We start from the raw sequence: 19,922 nt of genomic DNA, 5'->3' as shown, positions 1-19,922 counted from the left end.
TTAAACAGCTTGGAATAAAGGTATGCAGTGAACTAAATAGTCAGATATAACATTGAAAGGGGTCAAGCACCTTAATATTCTCTAAATGCAGGTTTATAAGCTAATATTTTATGTCATTTAACTTATTATTTACAAACAAATCAACTATAGTTTATTTTTTAATCTATGAAATTATATTCTATTGTCTATGGCTGTATTTTCAATAAATATCGTAATAAGATGAAAAATCACCTTATAAATATGACCAATATTTCTATTTATAGGAAATATTCTACTTTATTTTATTTTTAAACCGTTTCTCTTTATATTGCTGTTGAAAAGGATGATATCCCTTCATCTCCAATTTAGTTTGTTTTGACAATAAAGTTTATTTAAACAAAGAAAAACCCCATAGATAATTCACTACCTACAGGGTTTAATGAGTAATAGATAAAGTAATTTAATGACTAGTTTGTTGTTCAGCCGCTACCTTAGCTGGTTTTATTTTGCGATTATTTTCAAAGCCGGGTTGTGGAACTTTAATAAAGAATGTCAGTATTCCTGCAAAGATATACAAACCTGTATATGCCCAAACAACACCCACAATATCAAAGAAAGGTAATACTAAACTGGCTATTGCCGGTGCAGCAAAATTACTCAGCCCCGCTGAAAGGTTATAAATTGAGACCGCAGCACCTTTATGGTGTGGCTCAATACTTGGGAATACCGCCGTCATTGGAACAAATGCAGCCACAAAAATACCTAATAAAATGGCGGGTATTAATGCGATGGCAAAATTATGACCAAAATAAACCGGTAAGTAATAAAACATTAAGCTGGATATTGCCATACCTAGGCACCCAAACCACCTGACTTGGCGGATCCAACCAATATGTTCACCAACAATTCCCCAAAAAATATTCGTAAAAATAGTGACAAAGAAGAAAACCGCCCAAATCTGTAACCATTCAGAGATGGTGAACCCTAAGCGGTCAACAAAGAGTAATGGCATGATGATTGCAAAACCAAACAACGAAATAGTGTTGATAATGCGGATTAAACTTGCCATAAAGATGTCTTTGTTGGTAAATAAAATGGTGGCAGCCCGCGACAATTCAGCCATTTTATCTTTCATGGGTAAATTAACTTTGGAGCGATCAACTGGAATGTTACGTAGGCTAAAATAAGCAATTGCGCCACCAATAGCGACCCAACCGATGGCCATCCATAATGTTCCTGTTTCACCCATCATTGGGATTGAAAAACTAGGCAGATAACTGCCGATAACACCAATACCTACCGAGTACATCGCCCAGAACCAACCCGTAGCCGCAGCAAGATGCGCTCGAGGGATGACTTGCACCAGCATCATCATAAATGAATAAATAAACAATGGATAAGCCAGCCCACGAATACCATAGAATAACAGCATCAAGGTATAGCTTTTCATACCGAGACCAAACGCCATAAATAAGGCATGCATGACAATCCAGAGAATAAACCCGATCATCATGGCTTTTAGGGGGGTGATAATTTCAGCCACAACACCAGATGCCCACGCCGCAACGGCTGCCATTAAACCATAGACAGTAAATACCATCGCGGATTGCGCCGGTGTAAACCCTAAATCAGTAATATGTTTTGATAAAAAAGCCATTTCAAAGCCATCACCACTCATAAAGATAGCGATGGCAATAAAACCCCAGAACAAATGCTTAGGTAGACCAAGCCAATACTGCTTCTGTTCCATTGCAGTTTCCTCATTTTAATTTTGTTATTTTAATCAATCGCGAAGAGATAACCGTGGCGGTGATATGTAGGGAAACACCGCCACACTCGCCTACTGCGGCAATAATTCCCTTGCTTGTTTTTGCTGTTGGTATAATAAACGGAAAACATCAAGCCGTTGATTTAACCAAGTTTGGCACTGTTTTTGTGGTAAATAGGTACTCAGCACTTCTGGTTTTTGGCACACGGTTTCTGTATTACCGCCGTCCACCAGCCATGCCAAACGAGCCGCACCTAAAGCCCCCGACGAACTCGCCGGGTGAGTCACAATCGGTATATCGATAACATCAGCAATAAGCTGCGCCCAAACAGGACTACGTGCTCCTCCCCCTGTTAAGCTACACCGGCTAATTTGCGTTCCCGTTTGCGTTAAAACCTGCATGCCATCCGCCAGAGCGAAGGTCACTCCTTCAATCACCGCATAACCAAGCTGAGCACGCGTTGTTTCATTTTTTAACGCAAAGAATGAGCCCATTGCGTAAGGGTCATTATGGGGTGTTCTTTCCCCTGATAGGTAAGGCAAAAATACTGGAGCTTGCTTCTTCTCGTCATCGGTCAATTGCCCCACTTCATCCATTAGCTGGTTTTCCGTTGTGGAAAGAAGCTGGCAAAGCCAACGCAAACAGTTGGCAGCACTTAACATCACACTCATTTGGTGCCAACGATTTGGCAATGCATGAGCAAATGCATGGACGCCTTGGTGTGGTGCTGCTTGTAGCTGATTATTAACCACAAAAATGACGCCAGAGGTGCCCAAAGAAATTAGAGCATCACCGTCATTAACCGCACCAACACCAACAGCAGAAGCCGCATTATCACCGCCTCCACCAGCGATAATTACATCGGCGCTAAGCCCCCATTGGGAAGCTAAATCCGCCCGTAACACACCGCTTTTTTCAGCGCCTTCAACTAAAGAAGGCATTTGTTCACGAGTTAGATTAGTTGCAGCCAATAGTTCATCAGACCAATCACGCTTAGCCACATCTAGCCATAATGTGCCCGACGCATCAGACATATCACTGGTAAATTGACCAGTCATTTTCCAACGTAAATAATCTTTAGGAAGCAATACCTTAGCAACTTGTTTGAATATTTCTGGTTCATGGCGTGCGACCCACAATAACTTGGGCGCCGTGAAACCTGGCATCACTAAATTAGCACCAATCGTTAGAAACTCAGGGTGATTTGCCATTAACCATTCACATTCCTTCGCACTGCGGGTGTCATTCCATAAGATACAGTCACGAAGTACTTGGTGTTCGCTGTTTAATAATACTGCGCCGTGCATTTGGCCCGATAAACCAATCGCTTTCACCGCTGCCCATGCTTCTGGGGCTTTTTGGCGCAAGGTAGCCGCAACCGCGTTAGTGGCTTCCCACCAACTATCTGGTGATTGTTCTGCCCACTGAGAATGTGGCCTTTGTACTGTTAATGCCATGTGACTTGAGGCAACAATTTCGCCCTGAGCATTAATTAATACGGCCTTAAGTTCTGAAGTGCCTAGGTCAATTCCGAGGTACATCGCCTTTCTCCTTACAGAGGTTGTTGAGGTGACTTGAGCCAATTTTCAACTTTTTCAACCGTGTTGCTCATCAATTCGTGGAATTCAGTAGAATGAGCGAGTGAGCCGAACAACATTTCACTTGAGACAAATTGCGACAATGCGTCACTGCTATTCATCATTTTTTGATATAGTGCCACATCCAACACACCATCCTGATATTCATAAGGTAATTCACCACGAGCCCAGCGCTGTAAAAATACGAAAAATAAAGCGGGCAGCACAGCCGTCGCAGCCGGAGTCTGCTGACGCTGATAGCATTCTTGGAGTGTTGGCGTAATAAAACCAGGTATTTTTGATAAGCCATCTGCGGCTACACGTTGGTTAGTATCCTGAATATAAGGATTACTAAAGCGTGCGAGTACCACATCACGGTATTGTTCTAAATCGAGAGGACTCGGCGATAATGACGGGATCACATCTTGTGTCACATAATTCCATGCCATTTGTTTGATAGCAGATTGGCGGGTGCTTTCATCAATAAAGCTCAAACCGATTAAGGTGCCTGCCCAAGCAATGCAACTGTGGCTTGCATTCAGAATACGAATCTTCGCTTCTTCCCAAGGTAAAACGGACTCAACCATTTCTACATCGACATTTTCTAATGCAGGACGTCCATTAATAAAGTCATCTTCAATCACCCACTGAATGAATGCCTCTCCCATAACAGGTGCTTTATCATCCCAACCAGTATGCTGTTTTACACGTTCAGCCACATCTGGGGTTGGGCGAGGCGTGATCCTATCAACCATGGTATTCGGCGAACGCGTATTTTCTTTCACCCATTGGTACAGCTCAGTTTCACCTTTTAATTGTAAAAACGATAAAAAGCCGTGTCTAAAGCGTTCGCCATTGTGGCGCAAATTATCACAATTTAACAAGGTCACAGGTTCACCATGAGCTGCTAAACGTGCACGTAAAATTTGTGTTAATGCACCATATATCGTGCTCATTTTGCCCGTTAAATCTGCTTTAATGTCTGGCTGTTCTGCATCTAACTCATGCTGTGGGGTTAAATAATAGCCCGCTTCTGTGACTGTAAAAGCAATAACACGTGTTGCTTTATCACAACCTTGTTCCACTAACTGGCTTAAATTCTCATCCCAATGCAATACTTTGCGCACTGAAGTAATTTTTTCATAATGACGCTCACCTTCAGGTGAAACTGTTTCAAGGGTATATTCCCCATTTTGCTTGGTTAAGTTATCAAGCAATGCATTCGCATCATTGCGAATATTCCCTAAGGCAATTGACCAACTATCATCCCCTTGTTGACACAAGCGGTGCAAATACCACGCTTGGTGAGCACGATGAAATGACCCAGCACCGATGTGCATCCACACTGATTTCTGCTTTAGCATTGTGACTCCTTACCCTAAAATTAAATAATTGCTATTTTTTTGGGCATATGCCCGTTTGTTATATTTTAGTTTCAATCTGATCACAATTACTGCGATAATGCTCACAGTATTGACTTTTGCCCTTTTAATAAACAATTGCCCAGAATTACAATAAGCGAAACCAGCAGGAGAATGTTCATGCAGAAAGAATTAAAAAAAATGGAACAAGCTGCACGTGCGGCATGGCTATATTTTGTGGCAGGCAAAACACAACAGGAAATTGCGCATGAACTTGGGCTATCAAGACAAGTCGCCCAACGCCTTATTTCATTAGCAAAAGAACAAGGTATGGTTCAGGTGCAAATCACGCACCCGATTACGGAGTGTTTAAGACTCGCTAATGAAATCCAGCAAAAGTATCACCTAACACATTGCTTTGTCATCCCGTCAGGGCAACTAGATACAGAAGCGACACTCGACATGATTTCAGTGGCAGGTGCTGAGCTCATGGAGCAATTAATCGAACCCGATAAACCTCAAGTTATTGGTATCGGTTCAGGCAGAACATTACGCAGTATTATTGACGCTCTTCCTTACCTAGAAACCTCTCAGCACCAATGTGTTTCATTAATAGGCGCTATTGCCCGTGATAGCTCAGCAACACGCTATGATATTCCATTACGCTTTGCAGAAAAATTACAATGCCGACACTATATTCTACCTGCACCTCTTTATGCTGATAGCCCAGAAGATAAAGCAATGTGGTGCCAACATCGCGTGTATAAGGAAGTCACGGAGAAAGCCCTGAATGCAGATATTACCTTTATTGGTATTGGCGAAGTCGGTAAAGGATGCCCGCTCAATTCTGAAGGTTTCGTCACGGATGAACAATTGGAAATGTTGTTAGAAAAAGGTGTCGCCGCAGAGCTATTGGGGCATTTTATTCAAGCTAACGGTGAGCGACTTTCTACGGCTTTGGATGACACGCACACCAGTGTTCCGCTGTTTCCCTCCCCAAATAAGCCTGTGATCGCATTTGCGGGTGGCGCACACAAAACAAAAGCCATTCAAGCCGTTATGAATGGCGGTTGGGTAACAGGTTTAGTGACCGATGAAGCCACTGCGCATCATTTATTAGCGAATAAATAAATTATCCCTGTGTCAGCCAATGATGGCATAACATACCAAGCAAGGTAAATATTAAGGCACCAATTACGTGGATAGCAATGGTGCTAATAGCGAAACCCAATTTACCTTCTTGGATTAGCACCAACACTTCGAGTGAAAAGGTCGAAAAGGTGGTAAATGCACCACAGAAACCCGTCACAATGAATAATTTATAGGCAGGGCTAATATTTGCATTGGCAAAGTACGAAATGGCAAAACCAATGACAAAGCCGCCAACCAAATTGACCGCAACGGTACCTAGAGGAATATTTGGGTAAAGGTGATTGAGTCTTAGGCTAACAAACCATCTTAGCCATCCGCCAAGCACTGAACCAATCGCAATTGCAAATAATGAGGCATACATAGAAACTTCCTTTAATGTCTGGCGGGATAAATGAAAGGAAAGTCTCCCAGTTATACTCTAAATAATTCGAGTTACATGAAGGCGACAAACGAAGATAGTCCGATGAGCATACACAAGTATGTAATTCGGCTAGCGCAATGCAGTCAACACCCATGTAACTTGAAGTATGACGAGTATAGATCATTTATGCCCTAAATTAGGGCACATAATACCTACGTACCCCATCAAATGAAAAGGTTAACGTAGGCATCATCAGCCCTCTACGGGCGGTTTTATATAAGGAGGAATGCCATCTCCCAAAGGTTTACATAAAAATAATAAGGCAACTAATTAGGTGATGCAAACCTATTTTATAATAGATACCCTAAATAGTTAGGGGTCATAACTAAGCAGAAAACGAATAAGTGAGTGTCGTCAACAACGCTACAGCTTGAAGTATGACAAATAATAGCTCTAAATAATTCAAGTTGTAGCTAGGCGACAAGTAAATGAGTCATTAGGAGCATACACAAGTATGTGACTAATGCGAATGAACGTAGTCAACAACGCTACAGCTTGAAGTATGACAAATAATAGCTCTAAATAATTCAAGTTGTAGCTAGGCGACAAGTGAACGAGTCGTTAGGAGCATACACAAGTATGTGACTAATGCGAATGAACGTAGTCAACAACGCTACAGCTTGGAGTATGACGAGCTATTGGGACATCTTCAAAATCGTCCGCACATTACTCGCACTCGTTGCAATAATATCAATCGCCCCCGTACGCAGCGCCCCCATGATAGCCATGGCCTTGGAGGATTCGGAAGCAATCGCTATTACGCAAGGAATTTTCTTGAGTTCTTCTATGCTTAGGCCAATTACTCGGTCATTCATCACCGTATCAACATGTTGCCCTTGCGCATTAAAAAAATCATAACCCGCGATATCGCCAATCACCCCTTGATTCAAACTCGCATCAACAATTTCACGCGGTGTAAACCAGCCTAGTTTGACCATATAGCTATCTTCATTCATATCGCCAATACCAATTAAGGCAATATCCGCTTTACGGGCGCGATCTAAGGTTTCCTTAATGGTCCCATTTTTCATAAAAGATTGCTTTAATTCGTTATTTTCAACATAAGCAGGGGCGTATAGGGTTTCACTGGTTCCGCCAAATTTCTTCGCTAAGCGACGGCTGATATGGTCCGCATTGATAGAGTCGCCAGGCCGGTGTGTTCCGCCGATTCCGCAAATAAAACGGCAATCTTTTTCAGGAACGGCCCCGCCACTATCGGCTACCACCGCGACATTTCGCCCCTGACCGACGGTGACTATCATATTGTCACGTAATGTTGTCGATAAATAATTAGCGACAAGTGTGCCAACTTGATAGCGTTGTTGTTCTTCATCGGGATGATCGAGGGCAATCAACGCACGGGAAATCGGAAAACGAGAAAGTAGCTGTTGCTCTAGCTGAGTGCTAAAAATAGGATGATAGCGAACATTGATCTCAACAATACCTTCTTCTTTTGCTCGCTTAAGTAAGCGCCCCACCTTAATTCGCGATATACCAAACTTATTGGCGATCTCTTCCTGAGTAATTTCATCGCGATAATAAGCTATCGCAATTTCAGTCAGTAGCTCGATTTCGGAAGATGTTTGTGATCTATCCATAAGATAGTGGTTTCCTCTTTATTGGTGTTAATCGCAACAAGGATGATAAGGTTTTAGTATAGCGTTTCTAGTGGCAATTAATAAGTGAGTTATAAAAGAGAGTGGATATATAGCAATGGTTTTTGACTATATATCCACGAAAAGAGTTATATAAAACAATTATGCATTGGTTAATGCGCTCTGTTTTTCAACACTTTGCGCTAATTGGCATAATAATAAACAACAAGAAGTCGCGCCTGCATCTAACACGCCTCTTGAACGCTCACCAAGGCGGCTTGCACGGCCAATTTTAGCCACTAAATCTACCGTGGAATCACGGCCTGCAACTGCAGCGGCCTGCATCGCATCAAGCGCTTGTTTAAAGTTTTTCCCTGCTTTTGTTGCCTCTTCAAAGGCATTAACCGCAGGGATCAATGTATCCATTAGGCACTTGTCACCCACTGTTGCACTGCTGATGTCTTGCAGTTCGGATAGCCCATTTTTCAACATAGCAAGAAAATCTTGTTGCGATAACTCATTTTTCCCTGAAATGCTGTCTGACATTCCCATAAAGAAACTGCCATAAAGTGGCCCCATTGAACCGCCAATACCTTCCATCAAGGCATCAGAAATCTCTTCAAAGCCTTCACTGAGTGATAATTCACGGTCCGCGATTGCTTTAGCGCATAGATTAAAACCTTTTGCCATATTGATGCCATGGTCTCCATCCCCTATTGCTCCATCAATATCGCTGAGGTATTCACGGTTAGAAACAATAATGTTCACTAAATCAAGGGTAATTTCCTTGCCGTTGCCCGTTGAAATAACTTGCATAGTTGTCTCCTTATTTGACCTGTGTTAGACCCAATGAATATGCAGGGACATCCATCAATGCTTTCAATTCATCATCCACTTTCATTAATGTCAGCGTTACCCCCATCATTTCTAATGACGTAAAATAGTTACCAACATAGTTACGAACAATACGCACGCCTTTTTCGCTGAGTTGTTTTTCAACCTCTGCATAATAGATATACAATTCCATTACGGGTGTGGCACCTAATCCTGAAACCAATACGACGACTTCATCACCTTGTTTTGCCTGCATATCATCTAAGATTGGCGTTAACATAGTTTGTGCCATTTGCGCTGCAGACTGGATTGGCATGATTTCAATGCCTGGCTCACCATGGTGGCCAATACCGAGCTCCATCATCCCATCTTCAATATGAAAATTTGGATGACCCACCGCTGGAATGGTACAAGACGTTAGCCCAACACCAATAGAATGGCAGTTATTAATCGCTTTTTGTGCCGCATTAATCACGCCGTCTAAATCATAGCCTTTACTTGCTGCGGCAGAACCCACTTTCCACATGAGTATTTCACCCGCGACACCACGGCGCTTTTCTTTCTCGCTCGCAGGGGCTGAAGCGACGTCATCGGTAGCAACCACGGTTTTAACTTTCATACCCGCTTTTTCAGCTTTTTTCATCGCCATTTTGACGTTCATGTTATCGCCTGCATAATTACCATATAAACAAGCAACGCCCGCCCCACTGTCTGCGGCTTTGAACGCATCTAAAAATGCCCCAGCGGTTGGCGAGGAGAAAATTTCACCAATTGCCACCGCATCTAACATGTTTTCGCCCACATAGCCTAAAAATGCAGGTTCATGGCCGGAGCCACCACCAGTAACAATGCCCACTTTCCCTTGTATTGGTGCTTTTGGGTATTTTAATACGCGCGCATTATCAGTCTGCGCAAAATATTCAGGGTGCGCTTTCAAATAGCCTTGAATGGCATCTTCAACAACAAGATCAGGTTCATTAATGATTCTGTTCATAATTCCCTCATTTACTTATTTTCTGGTGTTAGCTGCATCTCTGCCGACTTTTCAAGTAATTCAGCCGGCACAGTAATAAATTTCATCAATATCGCACTAAATAAATAGAGCCCCGAGAAAATCCAAATCACGCCAAAAGCACCTACACTACTAATAAAGAGCCCAACTAATGCAGGACCGACAAAAGTGCTTAACCCTGCCCCTAAATTAAGGACTGACATTGCTGCACCTTTATTTTCAGGCGCTAAACTCGGCATGATGGCTGAAAGTGGTACGTATCCAGCGAGGCATGCACCAAATAAGCCAGCGGCTATCATCATCAGGGTATAATTGTGCCCAAAATAATAAGGCACGTAATAAAACATTAAGGTACAAACCATACAGCCGACACAACCAAACCAAATCACAATATTGCGCCAACCGATACGGTCACTGACAACGCCAAAGATCAGATTAAAAGCGATGTTTACTGTCCAAAGTGCTGCGTAGATATGTAACCATTCTGTGCGGGAAAAACCAAAGTCGGCAAGAAACATTGGCATGAAGATCACAAAACCATACGCTGCAGAGGTATTAATAGTACGAACAATGCCACCTAAACCAATTTTTGGGTTTTCAAACGCAATCGTGATCCCTTTAAACACATAGCTAAGTGAAACTTTTTCTTTCGGTGAGTCCGGTGTATCTCCCGCTTTGTTGCGGTTAAGCGCGATAGCAATAAATGCCCCGATAGTGACAAAAATTAGTCCACTCCATAACGTTGCCATTTCACCTAAAATTGGCAGCGCATAACTCGAATACATCACCCCTAAAACACCGAGTCCGCCACTATAAACAAACCAGAAGATCCCGACAGCAGAGCCCAATTTTTTAATTGGCGCCTCATAGGCCACCCAAACTAAGAAGCCGTAGGCAAACATTGGATAACCAAAACCACGCAACGCATAGGTTGGGATCATGATAGACAGGCTGTTACTCGGTAAACCAACAGATAAGAAAATAACCGAGCCAATCACAAACATCACAAAACCAAAAATCATCACACGACGAGCAGTATAAATTTCAGCCAACACACCGGATAACCACGCGGCGACAGCAGCAAAAAAACCATACACACTAAACAGTAATGAAGACTCTTCAATACTCATTCCACGGCTAATAATAAAAGGCGACAACCAGCCTTGTTCAAGCCCTTCCCCCATCATAAAGATCAGGACGCCAAAATAGCCAAGTAGTAACTTTGGTGAAAACCCCGTTACTTTAGACAGTTTATTGATTATCATATTGTTGACCTCAGTGCTTGTTCGCTGGGTTAGGACCTGAATAACAAGCCTTGGTAGGGTGACATTTATTCAGGTCCAATTTTTATCGTTATATTTTTAATTTCGTATTTTTTTCAACCCACTACAGCACTACAGGTTTGGGTCGAGAACCACTTTAATGTGCGGGTCACCTTTCGCCATCATCGAAAAACCTTCCGCAAATTTATCTAAAGGTAAGATATCCGTCACCACCCCTTTAGTTGGGAAATCACCATTACCAATGCCTTCAATCACTAACGGGTAGCAATATGGGCCAAGGTGAGAACCTAATAAATCCAGTTCTTTGCGGTCACTGATAATGCTCCAATCCACTGTCACAGGGTCTTTAAATACAGAAAACTCAACAAAAGTACCTAATTTACGGATCATCTTAAGACCTTGCTCTACCGATTTAGGGGCCCCAGTCGCTTCAATGTAAATGTCACAGCCATAACCTTCAGTCATCTCTTTGACAATTTTATCTACATCATCACGTTTAGGGTTTAATACGATATCAGCACCAAATTCTTTTGCTAATTCAAGACGTTTATCAAATAAATCCAGAACGACTAACTTGCCTGCACCGGATTTTTTAATTGCACCAATCATGCCTAGGCCTAATGTTCCCGCCCCCGAAAGCACGACGACATCACCCAATTTGACATTGGCACGCTGCACCGCATGTAAAGAACAGGCGTAAGGTTCAATTAAAATAGCGTCTTCAATTGGCATCTCAACAGGTACATGGTAGTTAATGGCCTCTTTGGTGAACTTCATATATTGCGCCATACCGCCGTTCACGTTGTTTTGGAAACCATACAAGTCATGCTTCTCACACATCCAGTATTCACCGCGTTTACAGAAACGGCATTCCCAGCAAGGTACGATTTGCTCAGAAATAACACGGTCACCTAATGCAAAACCTTCAACTTTTGAACCAAAGCCTACGACATGGCCAATAAATTCATGCCCTGGGATCATCGGTGCCTTGATATAAGCGGGCTGCTCTGCATCCCCCCAAAAGCTTGGCGCACCTTCAAAAGCCTTCACATCACCCGCGCAGATACCACAAGCTTCTACGCGAACCAAAATTTCTTCTTCACTAATTTTAGGGACATCGACAGTTTCTAAACGGTAGTCTTTTGGTGCATAAGCAACCACGGCTTTCATTTTTTCTGGAATGCTTTCGCTCATCGTTGCTTTTGAATCACAGTGTTCACACATAGTTCTATCCTCGGCGGTTTGTAAAATGAACATAAGTTCAATGAAGATACAAATTAACCATACCTTCTTTTCTTCATCCTTGCCCATAGTCAGATTGTCAAAGTGTGATTCAGTGCAAAAATTCTTATAAAATCGCCTTGAAACGCCTATTTTTTACATTTTTGGCAAAAAAAATTAAATTTGAAGCTGTAGATCACAGAATTCATCATCACAAAAATAAAAACATATGTTCACCTATTGATTATTTGTTCATAAGATCCTATTTTCTAAATAGTACATTTGATTGATTAATGAACTTTTGTTCAACAATAAGGATCTCTATCATGCTATCTATTGCTATTGGTGCAGATGACGCTGCATTTGAAATGAAAGATTTGATTAAGGCTCACTTAGCAGAATTAAACATTGAAGTGACTGATTACTGCTTAAATACTGGGGTTGCAGATGAAATGTATCCTGATGTTGCCCACGCTGTTGCAACTGCAATCGTACAAGGTAAACACCAGCGCGGTATTTTAATTTGTGGTACCGGAATTGGTATGTCCATTGTTGCTAATAAAGTCACAGGCATTCGAGCAGCACTGTGCCATGACACATACTCCGCTGAACGAGCACAAAAAAGTAATGATGCACAAATTATTACCTTTGGTGCCCGTGTGATTGGCCCTGAACTGGCTAAAACCATTGTCGACACATGGCTGGCATCCCATTATGAAGGGGGACGGTCAGCGCCGAAAGTGGCTCGAATCAGTGAGTATGAAAATGGGGAACGTTAGTTTTACTTTAGGCGCTTTTACTTTGGGAGCTTTGTAATGTCCACTCAACCACAAAATAAATTAGCCAATGCCATTCGATTTCTTTCAATAGATGCCGTACAGCAAGCCAACTCAGGCCACCCCGGCGCACCAATGGGAATGGCTGATATTGCCGAAGTCCTATGGCGAGATTACTTACAGCACAACCCTGCTGACCCGAATTGGCCTAATCGTGACCGTTTCGTCTTGTCAAACGGCCATGCATCAATGCTGCTCTATAGCTTACTTCATTTAACGGGCTATGATTTATCTATCGACGATTTAAAACAGTTCCGTCAGCTCCATTCCAAAACACCGGGTCATCCTGAATTAGGCTATACCCCCGGCGTTGAAACCACTACAGGTCCTTTAGGCCAAGGCATTGCCAACGCGGTTGGTATGGCAATAGCAGAAAAAACGTTGGCTGCTACGTTTAATCGCTCTGGTTTCCCCGTTGTCGACCACTATACCTACACATTTTTAGGTGATGGCTGCTTAATGGAGGGGATCTCCCATGAGGTGTGTTCATTAGCAGGAACGCTAAAACTCAATAAACTCATTGCCTTTTATGATGATAACCGTATTTCTATTGATGGTAATACTCAAGGTTGGTTTACTGATAATACCGCAAAGCGTTTTGAAGCTTATGGCTGGCATGTTATTCGCCAAGTCGATGGACATTCTCGGCCTGCAATCAAAGCGGCCATTGAACAAGCTCGCCAACAAACCTCGAAACCAACCCTCATTATTTGCAGAACCACTATTGGTTATGGGTCTCCCAATAAAGCCGGGACAGCCGATTCTCATGGTGCTCCATTAGGGCAAGACGAAATAGCGCTGACTCGTCAACAACTCGGTTGGGCGTATCCGCCTTTTGTTATTCCTGATGAAATATACCAGCCTTGGAATGCCCTAGAACATGGTGCTGAACAGCAATTACGTTGGGAGCAAGCATTACGAGAATATGCCAAACAATACCCAGAACTTGCCGAGCAGCTAACGCAGCGATTATCCAATCAACTTCCTGAAAAATTTACAGATATCATTGATAACTTCATTCAACAATTAAATGAAAACCCTGCAACGATAGCTACACGTAAAGCGTCACAAAATACACTCAATATTATTGGCCCTGTTTTATCTGAATTAATCGGTGGTTCCGCAGACTTAGCCCCAAGCAACCTCACCTATTGGTCTGGGTCACTGCCAATTAATGAACAGCCTTCAGGCAACTATATTCACTATGGCGTCAGAGAGTTTGGTATGACCGCCATTGCTAATGGAATTGCATTACACGGCGGTTTTCGCCCTTACACAGCAACTTTTTTGATGTTCTCTGAATATGCGCAAAATGCCGTGAGAATGGCCGCATTAATGAAATTACCCCAAATACTCATTTATACTCACGATTCCATTGGATTAGGTGAAGATGGCCCAACGCACCAACCTGTTGAGCAACTTGTTTCACTACGTGCAACACCTAATTTGTCAGTCTGGCGCCCTTGTTGCCAAGTAGAAACAGCGGTGGCTTGGCAACAAGCTATCTTAGCGAAACATACGCCAACCGCCTTGATATTATCGCGGCAAAACCTAATACAATATTCGCGAACAACTGAACAACTCGCCAATATTGCATATGGTGGATATATTTTGCGCAGTAATAGTGAAAACCCTGAATTACTATTAATTGCCACAGGCTCTGAAGTCACATTAGCGGTTGAAGCTTGGAAACAACTGACTGAACAAGGGTTTAATGTGAATGTTATTTCGATGCCTTCAACAGATACCTTTGACCAACAACCCTTAGAGTACCAACAGCGCGTTTTACCCAATCACGTTCGGCACCGTATTGCTATCGAAGCCAGTATCAGTGATTACTGGCGTAAATATGTAGGAATTGATGGATTGGTCATGGGAATGAATAGCTTTGGGGAGTCAGCTCCTGCAAACCAATTATTTGAATATTTTGGTTTCACCGTAGAAAAGCTTATTACTATGTCGCTTTCATTATTAAAACCTAATGATTAATTGATATAGCAATAATTAATATCTGTTATCCTACTTTGTAATTTTCTATTACAAGCCAAATAATACCTATGTTATTTGGCTTATTTTTTATTTAAATAAAATCATCAATAATAAATAAAGCGAGTAGCTACTCATACTCACTTTATTCATTATTATTAAATATCACTATTGGATACTGTAGCCACCATCAATAACCAAATTATGTCCGGTGATCATATCGGATGCATCACTGGCCAAAAATAATGCACATGCGGCAATTTCGGACGGTTCCGCAAAACGCCTTGCAGGAATTTTTTCTTTCATTTCATCACCTTTTTCACCTTCCCACGCTTTTTTGCCCAGTTCTGTCATCACAATAGTTGGTGAAATGGCGTTGGTTTGTATCCCTTTAGGGCTCCATTCAAGTGCTAATACTTGGGTTAAACCAATAATCGCTGCTTTACTCGCACAATAGGCGGCATGTTGGTCTAAGGCAATCACGCCTGCTTGTGACGCCATATTAATAATTTTCCCTTTTCCATTATTAATCATAACATTACCTGCAGATTGGCAAACCAAAAAAGTCCCTTTTAAATTCACGTTCATGGTTAAATCCCAGTCTGACTCACTTAAATTTTCAGCGGGAGCAAGCGCTACAATTCCAGCACTATTGACGACAATATCTAATGTACCATAATGCTCAACAACCTGTTTTACCATCTGAGAAACCGCCTCAGAATTTGTTATATCACATTGAATACCAATTGAATTTTTTAATTTCTCCGCAATTTTCACTACTTTATCTGACTTATCAATTAAGGCAATTTTAGCCCCTTTTTCAACAAACAGTTGAGCAATCGCCAACCCAATGCCTGCAGCTCCCCCTGTAATTAAAGCGACCTTGCCATCAAGTGAAAAGTTGGTGTTATAGCCACTAAATTTTTTCATTTTAATTCCTTAATGTCATGATGTGATATTTAATATATAGATGAAATAAATATAGTGTTGCCTTAGAGAGACAACAAAATATTAAGTGCAGATTAGATTACTTGGTATTATTAATATAATATCATCACTAGTTAAACTCTATATTATTTATGTAAAAAAAAGAGATATCTCTCAAATTAAATACCATCCTAAATTCTGAATGCACATATGTTCAAAATAATAATTTGAATGATTATTTGTGCTTTATTTTCAACTGTACAAATCTTTCCTAGAACTCATCTACGTTGTCCTACTTCATTAGAAGTGTATTTTTTCTTCCCCTATAATTTTTCAATTAATTGGCGCATAATATTAGTTATATCTAAATTGATATTGAACAATATCAGCGCTGTATTATTGAGTAAGATATTGAATGAATATCATTTACACTAAATGCTGCACACTTAATTTATAGGTCATTGATAATATGGAACAAAGCAACTTGCTATTACAACTTAGTAACATTGGCTATAGCATTGAGCAAAAAATAATTCTTGATAATGTGCAGATTAACTTACAGGCAGGCGACTTTAAACTGATTACGGGTCCTTCCGGCTGCGGTAAAAGTACCTTATTAAAAATAGTGGCCTCGTTAATTTCACCTACTCAAGGAACGATTAAGTTTCAAGGGAAAGATATCAATACCATCCTCCCAGAAACTTATCGTCAGCAGGTTTCTTACTGTACTCAAACGCCCACTTTATTTGGGCAAACTGTGTATGACAACCTCGTTTTTCCCTATCAAATTCGAAAGTTGCCATTTAATAAAGACAAAGTCATCAGTGATTTGCACCAATTTTCTCTACATGAATCTATTTTGGATAAAGGGATCAATGAACTCTCTGGAGGAGAAAAACAGCGTATTTCTCTTATTAGAAACTTACAATTTCTTCCGCAAGTCTTGCTATTAGATGAAATCACCAGTGCCCTTGATGAAGAAAACAAAATTATAGTGAATGAATTTATCCATCATTTAACTAGTGACAAAAAAATAGGCGTGCTATGGGTAACTCATGACCAAGATGAAATCGCTCATACCAATGAAGTTATCACCCTTCCTGTTCATCACAACGAATCATAGGATATCACTGTGCATCAACCAACTATTTCCAATGAATCCTTAACCTTTTCAATCCTGTTAGTCCTCGTGGCTATTTTTATTAGCCATAAAGAAAAACTATCCCTTGAAAAAGATATTATCTGGAGTACTTGCCGAGCGATTATTCAACTATTGATCGCTGGCTACATTCTAAAATATATTTTTAATGTTGATCACGAATTGCTCACGATTGCATTGGTGATGTTTATTTGTGTCAATGCTGCGTGGAACGCTAAGAAAAGAAGCAAATATATTGATAAAATTTATGTTACTGCATTAATTGCCATTACCTCTGGCACATTTCTTACATTGTTAATTCTGATATTAACCAATGCCATTGCATTTACGCCTATGCAGGTAATTCCTATTACTGGAATGATTGCGGGTAACGCCATGATTGCGGTAGGGTTATGCTTTAATAACCTTGGTCAACGGTTTTCAAGCCAGCAACAACAAATTCAAGAAATGCTTAGTTTAGGGGCAACGCCCAAAGTTGCTTCCGCTGCTATTATTCGTGACAGTATCCGAGCATCATTGATCCCAACGGTAGATTCTGCCAAAACAGTGGGAATTGTCAGCTTACCGGGCATGATGTCTGGGTTGATTTTCGCTGGAGTTGACCCATTACAAGCTGTTAAGTACCAGATTATGGTGACTTTTATGTTGTTAGGTACAGCAAGCCTTTCAACCATACTGGCTGGGTATATGACCTATACAAAATTCTATAACCAACGCCACCAATTATTGGTTACAACACTGAATAAATAATGACCTTCCGCCGCTTATTGGTCACCAACGATAAGCGGCACTTTCTTAATATCACTCTTTAACCACCCCCACAGGTAACACTTCAATTAATTGTGCTTTGCTATTTTCATTATCTATCAACTCAAAAATATGATTTAGCATCGTTGGCACGTCCTGTTTAACCATTTCGATGTCATTACCTAAAAGTGCAACAAAAGGGTCCCAGTCAAAACAGCCTAAGTGGGGTTGCTGTGAGCCGATATAGCCCTGTTTACCTAACCAATCAATAACCCCTTCTAATGAAATAGTTGAATTAATAAACAAACCGCATTTCACTATTTTCTGTGGATCATCATTATTCTGTTCAAAAAACTGTGAGAGTGCTTTTTCAGCTTTTTCGGGGGCATAACCACAAGCCAAAATATTTTCTTGTGGAACCGTGATACCTTTTTCATTATGCGCATCAATAAACCCACGAATACGTTCACGTGTATTGTGGTCATGTTCACGACCACCAATAAAAATTAAGGCTTCATTTATTGATGTTTGAGACTTATTTTTGCTTAAAATACGTTGGGTTAAATTTTTTGCACCAAGATAGTTATTTGAAATAACCGAAGGCGCCAACGAGCCCGGTAAGTCTAAATTTAAGGTCGAAACCCCCGAAGCTTGGCAAATTTCAGTAATTTTATCCGGGTTCGTTGCCCCTGTTGAAATCAACCAATCAACCTGATAAGAAATCATTGCGCGTGCAGCTTCTATTTCTAACTTTGGGTCACGCCGCGTACAAGTAATAATAGGAAATAGCCCCCTTTCACGCGCCATTTCTTCAAAATGCTCAACAATAGAGCCAAAATAGCGGTTGTCATACTTCGGAACCAACATACCAATTATTTTGGATTTATTACTGCGCAATAAGCTGGCTTGCTTGTTAACTGCATAATTTTGTTCTTCGGCGATGCGGATCACTTTTTCCGCAAGTTGTGCGCTAATTCGCCTTTTTTGCCAATTACCGTTGAGTATTGCACTCACTGCACTCGCTGAAACCCCAGCTAATTCGGCAAGGTCATAGATCGTTGTTTTCTTATTTTGTCTGATCTTTGTCACAGATTCTTATCTCCATTTTTTACTAGCTTGACACCAAAGTCGAAAAGTCGCAATACTGCTACATCGATTGAGCAAAATTGAAATTGATGATGCATGAGTTGATAAACTGCAAAATAAATACTATCAATCCATCGCATGTAGCCACCTATCCATTGTTGTGACTCATTGCTGTTTCATTAATTTCAGACGCTTTTCATTCTTATATTTCGCTAAAATATCCGATTGGAGTAAATTATGGCTATTTCTATTGAGAACAAAGTCGCAGCAATTACCGGAGCTGCCTCAGGTATCGGGCTTGAATGCGCACGTACACTGATCAAGGCGGGTGCAAAAGTCGTTCTAATTGACCGTGCTGAAGAGCGATTAAACCAACTTGTTGAGGAACTAGGTGAAAATGCGATTCCATTAGTAGTCGATTTAATGAAGCCAGAACAAGTTGATGGAATGTTAGATGCCATCTTACAAAAAGCAGGCGGCTTAGATATTTTCCATGCTAATGCCGGTGCTTATATTGGCGGCCCTGTTGCTGAGGGTGACCCAGATGTATGGGATAAAGTTTTAAACTTAAACATTAATGCGGCCTTCCGTTGTGTTCGCGCAGTGCTACCTCATTTTATTGCCCAAAAATCAGGTGATGTATTATTCACCAGCTCAATTGCAGGTGTAGTCCCAGTGATCTGGGAGCCAATTTACACCGCATCAAAATTTGCTGTCCAAGCCTTCGTCCATTCAACTCGCCGCCAAGTTTCTGAACATGGTGTCCGTGTTGGTGCGGTATTACCTGGCCCTGTAGTGACAGCCTTACTCGATGATTGGCCGAAAGAAAAAATGGAAGAAGCTCTGGCAAATGGTAGCTTAATGCAACCGATTGAAGTCGCTGAAGCCGTATTATTTATGCTAACTCGCCCACGCAATGTCACTATTCGTGACCTTGTTATTGTACCAAACAGTGTTGATCTCTAACTTGTCACCTC

Annotated in this window: 17 protein-coding genes and 1 riboswitch; of the genes, 6 read left to right on the top strand and 11 right to left on the bottom strand. The window is 41.3% G+C overall.

The features are described 5' to 3' along the window. Positions 1 to 439: 439 nt before the first annotated feature. From PSF31_RS06315 to dalD, 3 genes are all read right to left on the bottom strand, one after another. The gene (locus PSF31_RS06315; RefSeq protein WP_004263579.1) at positions 440 to 1,729 is read right to left on the bottom strand and encodes an MFS transporter; all 1,290 of its coding nucleotides are present in this window, start codon (positions 1,727 to 1,729) and stop codon (positions 440 to 442) included. A gap of 90 nt (positions 1,730 to 1,819) precedes the next feature. Continuing rightward, positions 1,820 to 3,289 carry a xylulokinase gene (gene xylB / locus PSF31_RS06310; RefSeq protein ID WP_096863935.1) on the bottom strand — a complete coding sequence of 490 codons (1,470 nt, stop codon included), beginning with the start codon at positions 3,287 to 3,289 and terminating at the stop codon, positions 1,820 to 1,822. A gap of 11 nt (positions 3,290 to 3,300) precedes the next feature. Then, a complete protein-coding gene (gene dalD / locus PSF31_RS06305; RefSeq protein ID WP_094961246.1) occupies positions 3,301 to 4,689 on the bottom strand; it encodes a D-arabinitol 4-dehydrogenase in 1,389 nt (462 codons plus the stop codon). A gap of 177 nt (positions 4,690 to 4,866) precedes the next feature. On the opposite strand from dalD, the gene PSF31_RS06300 reads away from it, so the two are divergent. Further along, on the top strand, positions 4,867 to 5,817 hold the full coding sequence (locus PSF31_RS06300; protein ID WP_036958650.1) for a sugar-binding transcriptional regulator: 951 nt from the start codon (positions 4,867 to 4,869) through the stop codon (positions 5,815 to 5,817). Position 5,818: 1 nt separating this feature from the next. On the opposite strand, the gene crcB is transcribed toward PSF31_RS06300, so the two are convergent. The 6 genes from crcB to PSF31_RS06270 form a co-directional block, all read right to left on the bottom strand. Beyond that, positions 5,819 to 6,199 (bottom strand): fluoride efflux transporter CrcB, encoded by a 381-nt coding sequence (gene crcB / locus PSF31_RS06295; protein WP_004263566.1) that lies wholly within the window; start codon positions 6,197 to 6,199, stop codon positions 5,819 to 5,821. Between the two features lie 236 nt (positions 6,200 to 6,435). After that, positions 6,436 to 6,505: riboswitch (Fluoride riboswitch) on the bottom strand. Between the two features lie 389 nt (positions 6,506 to 6,894). After that, positions 6,895 to 7,857: a sugar-binding transcriptional regulator gene (locus PSF31_RS06290; protein WP_096863934.1), complete on the bottom strand. Its 963-nt coding sequence runs from the start codon at positions 7,855 to 7,857 to the stop codon at positions 6,895 to 6,897. Between the two features lie 159 nt (positions 7,858 to 8,016). Next, entirely contained in the window at positions 8,017 to 8,670 is a 654-nt protein-coding gene (dhaL, locus tag PSF31_RS06285; RefSeq protein WP_004263557.1) for a dihydroxyacetone kinase subunit DhaL, read from the bottom strand. 10 nt (positions 8,671 to 8,680) lie between these two features. Continuing rightward, complete coding sequence (locus PSF31_RS06280) at positions 8,681 to 9,682, bottom strand: dihydroxyacetone kinase subunit DhaK (RefSeq protein WP_094961242.1); 1,002 nt, start codon at positions 9,680 to 9,682, stop codon at positions 8,681 to 8,683. An 11-nt stretch (positions 9,683 to 9,693) separates the two neighbouring features. Further along, positions 9,694 to 10,965, bottom strand: coding sequence for an MFS transporter (locus PSF31_RS06275; protein ID WP_004263544.1), 1,272 nt, complete (start codon positions 10,963 to 10,965; stop codon positions 9,694 to 9,696). 129 nt (positions 10,966 to 11,094) lie between these two features. Next, entirely contained in the window at positions 11,095 to 12,207 is a 1,113-nt protein-coding gene (locus PSF31_RS06270) for an MDR/zinc-dependent alcohol dehydrogenase-like family protein (RefSeq protein WP_036958649.1), read from the bottom strand. 323 nt (positions 12,208 to 12,530) lie between these two features. Between PSF31_RS06270 and rpiB the strand changes: the two genes are divergently transcribed. Next, the gene (gene rpiB, locus PSF31_RS06265) at positions 12,531 to 12,983 is read left to right on the top strand and encodes a ribose 5-phosphate isomerase B (RefSeq protein ID WP_004263541.1); all 453 of its coding nucleotides are present in this window, start codon (positions 12,531 to 12,533) and stop codon (positions 12,981 to 12,983) included. Between the two features lie 36 nt (positions 12,984 to 13,019). Then, on the top strand, positions 13,020 to 15,029 hold the full coding sequence (gene tkt / locus PSF31_RS06260; protein WP_096863933.1) for a transketolase: 2,010 nt from the start codon (positions 13,020 to 13,022) through the stop codon (positions 15,027 to 15,029). Between the two features lie 165 nt (positions 15,030 to 15,194). Here the strand turns inward: tkt and PSF31_RS06255 are convergent, their stop codons facing one another. After that, a complete protein-coding gene (locus PSF31_RS06255; protein WP_004263532.1) occupies positions 15,195 to 15,956 on the bottom strand; it encodes an SDR family oxidoreductase in 762 nt (253 codons plus the stop codon). A gap of 466 nt (positions 15,957 to 16,422) precedes the next feature. Here PSF31_RS06255 and fetA point away from each other — a divergent pair, with 466 nt between their 5' ends. After that, a complete protein-coding gene (gene fetA, locus PSF31_RS06250) occupies positions 16,423 to 17,076 on the top strand; it encodes an iron efflux ABC transporter ATP-binding subunit FetA (RefSeq protein WP_096863932.1) in 654 nt (217 codons plus the stop codon). A gap of 9 nt (positions 17,077 to 17,085) precedes the next feature. After that, positions 17,086 to 17,862, top strand: coding sequence for an iron efflux ABC transporter permease subunit FetB (gene fetB / locus PSF31_RS06245; protein ID WP_036958648.1), 777 nt, complete (start codon positions 17,086 to 17,088; stop codon positions 17,860 to 17,862). A gap of 51 nt (positions 17,863 to 17,913) precedes the next feature. Here fetB and PSF31_RS06240 read toward each other — a convergent pair whose 3' ends face one another. Next, positions 17,914 to 18,948 carry a LacI family DNA-binding transcriptional regulator gene (locus PSF31_RS06240; RefSeq protein ID WP_096863931.1) on the bottom strand — a complete coding sequence of 345 codons (1,035 nt, stop codon included), beginning with the start codon at positions 18,946 to 18,948 and terminating at the stop codon, positions 17,914 to 17,916. A 234-nt stretch (positions 18,949 to 19,182) separates the two neighbouring features. On the opposite strand from PSF31_RS06240, the gene PSF31_RS06235 reads away from it, so the two are divergent. Beyond that, positions 19,183 to 19,911: an SDR family oxidoreductase gene (locus tag PSF31_RS06235; protein WP_014657463.1), complete on the top strand. Its 729-nt coding sequence runs from the start codon at positions 19,183 to 19,185 to the stop codon at positions 19,909 to 19,911. Positions 19,912 to 19,922: the final 11 nt, after the last annotated feature.

The sequence above is a fragment of the Providencia sp. PROV156 genome (assembly GCF_028480905.1).
GTDB classification, from domain to species: domain Bacteria; phylum Pseudomonadota; class Gammaproteobacteria; order Enterobacterales; family Enterobacteriaceae; genus Providencia; species Providencia hangzhouensis.
Note: the sequence above shows the minus strand (reverse complement) of the source record. Positions and strands in the feature narration are given on the sequence as shown.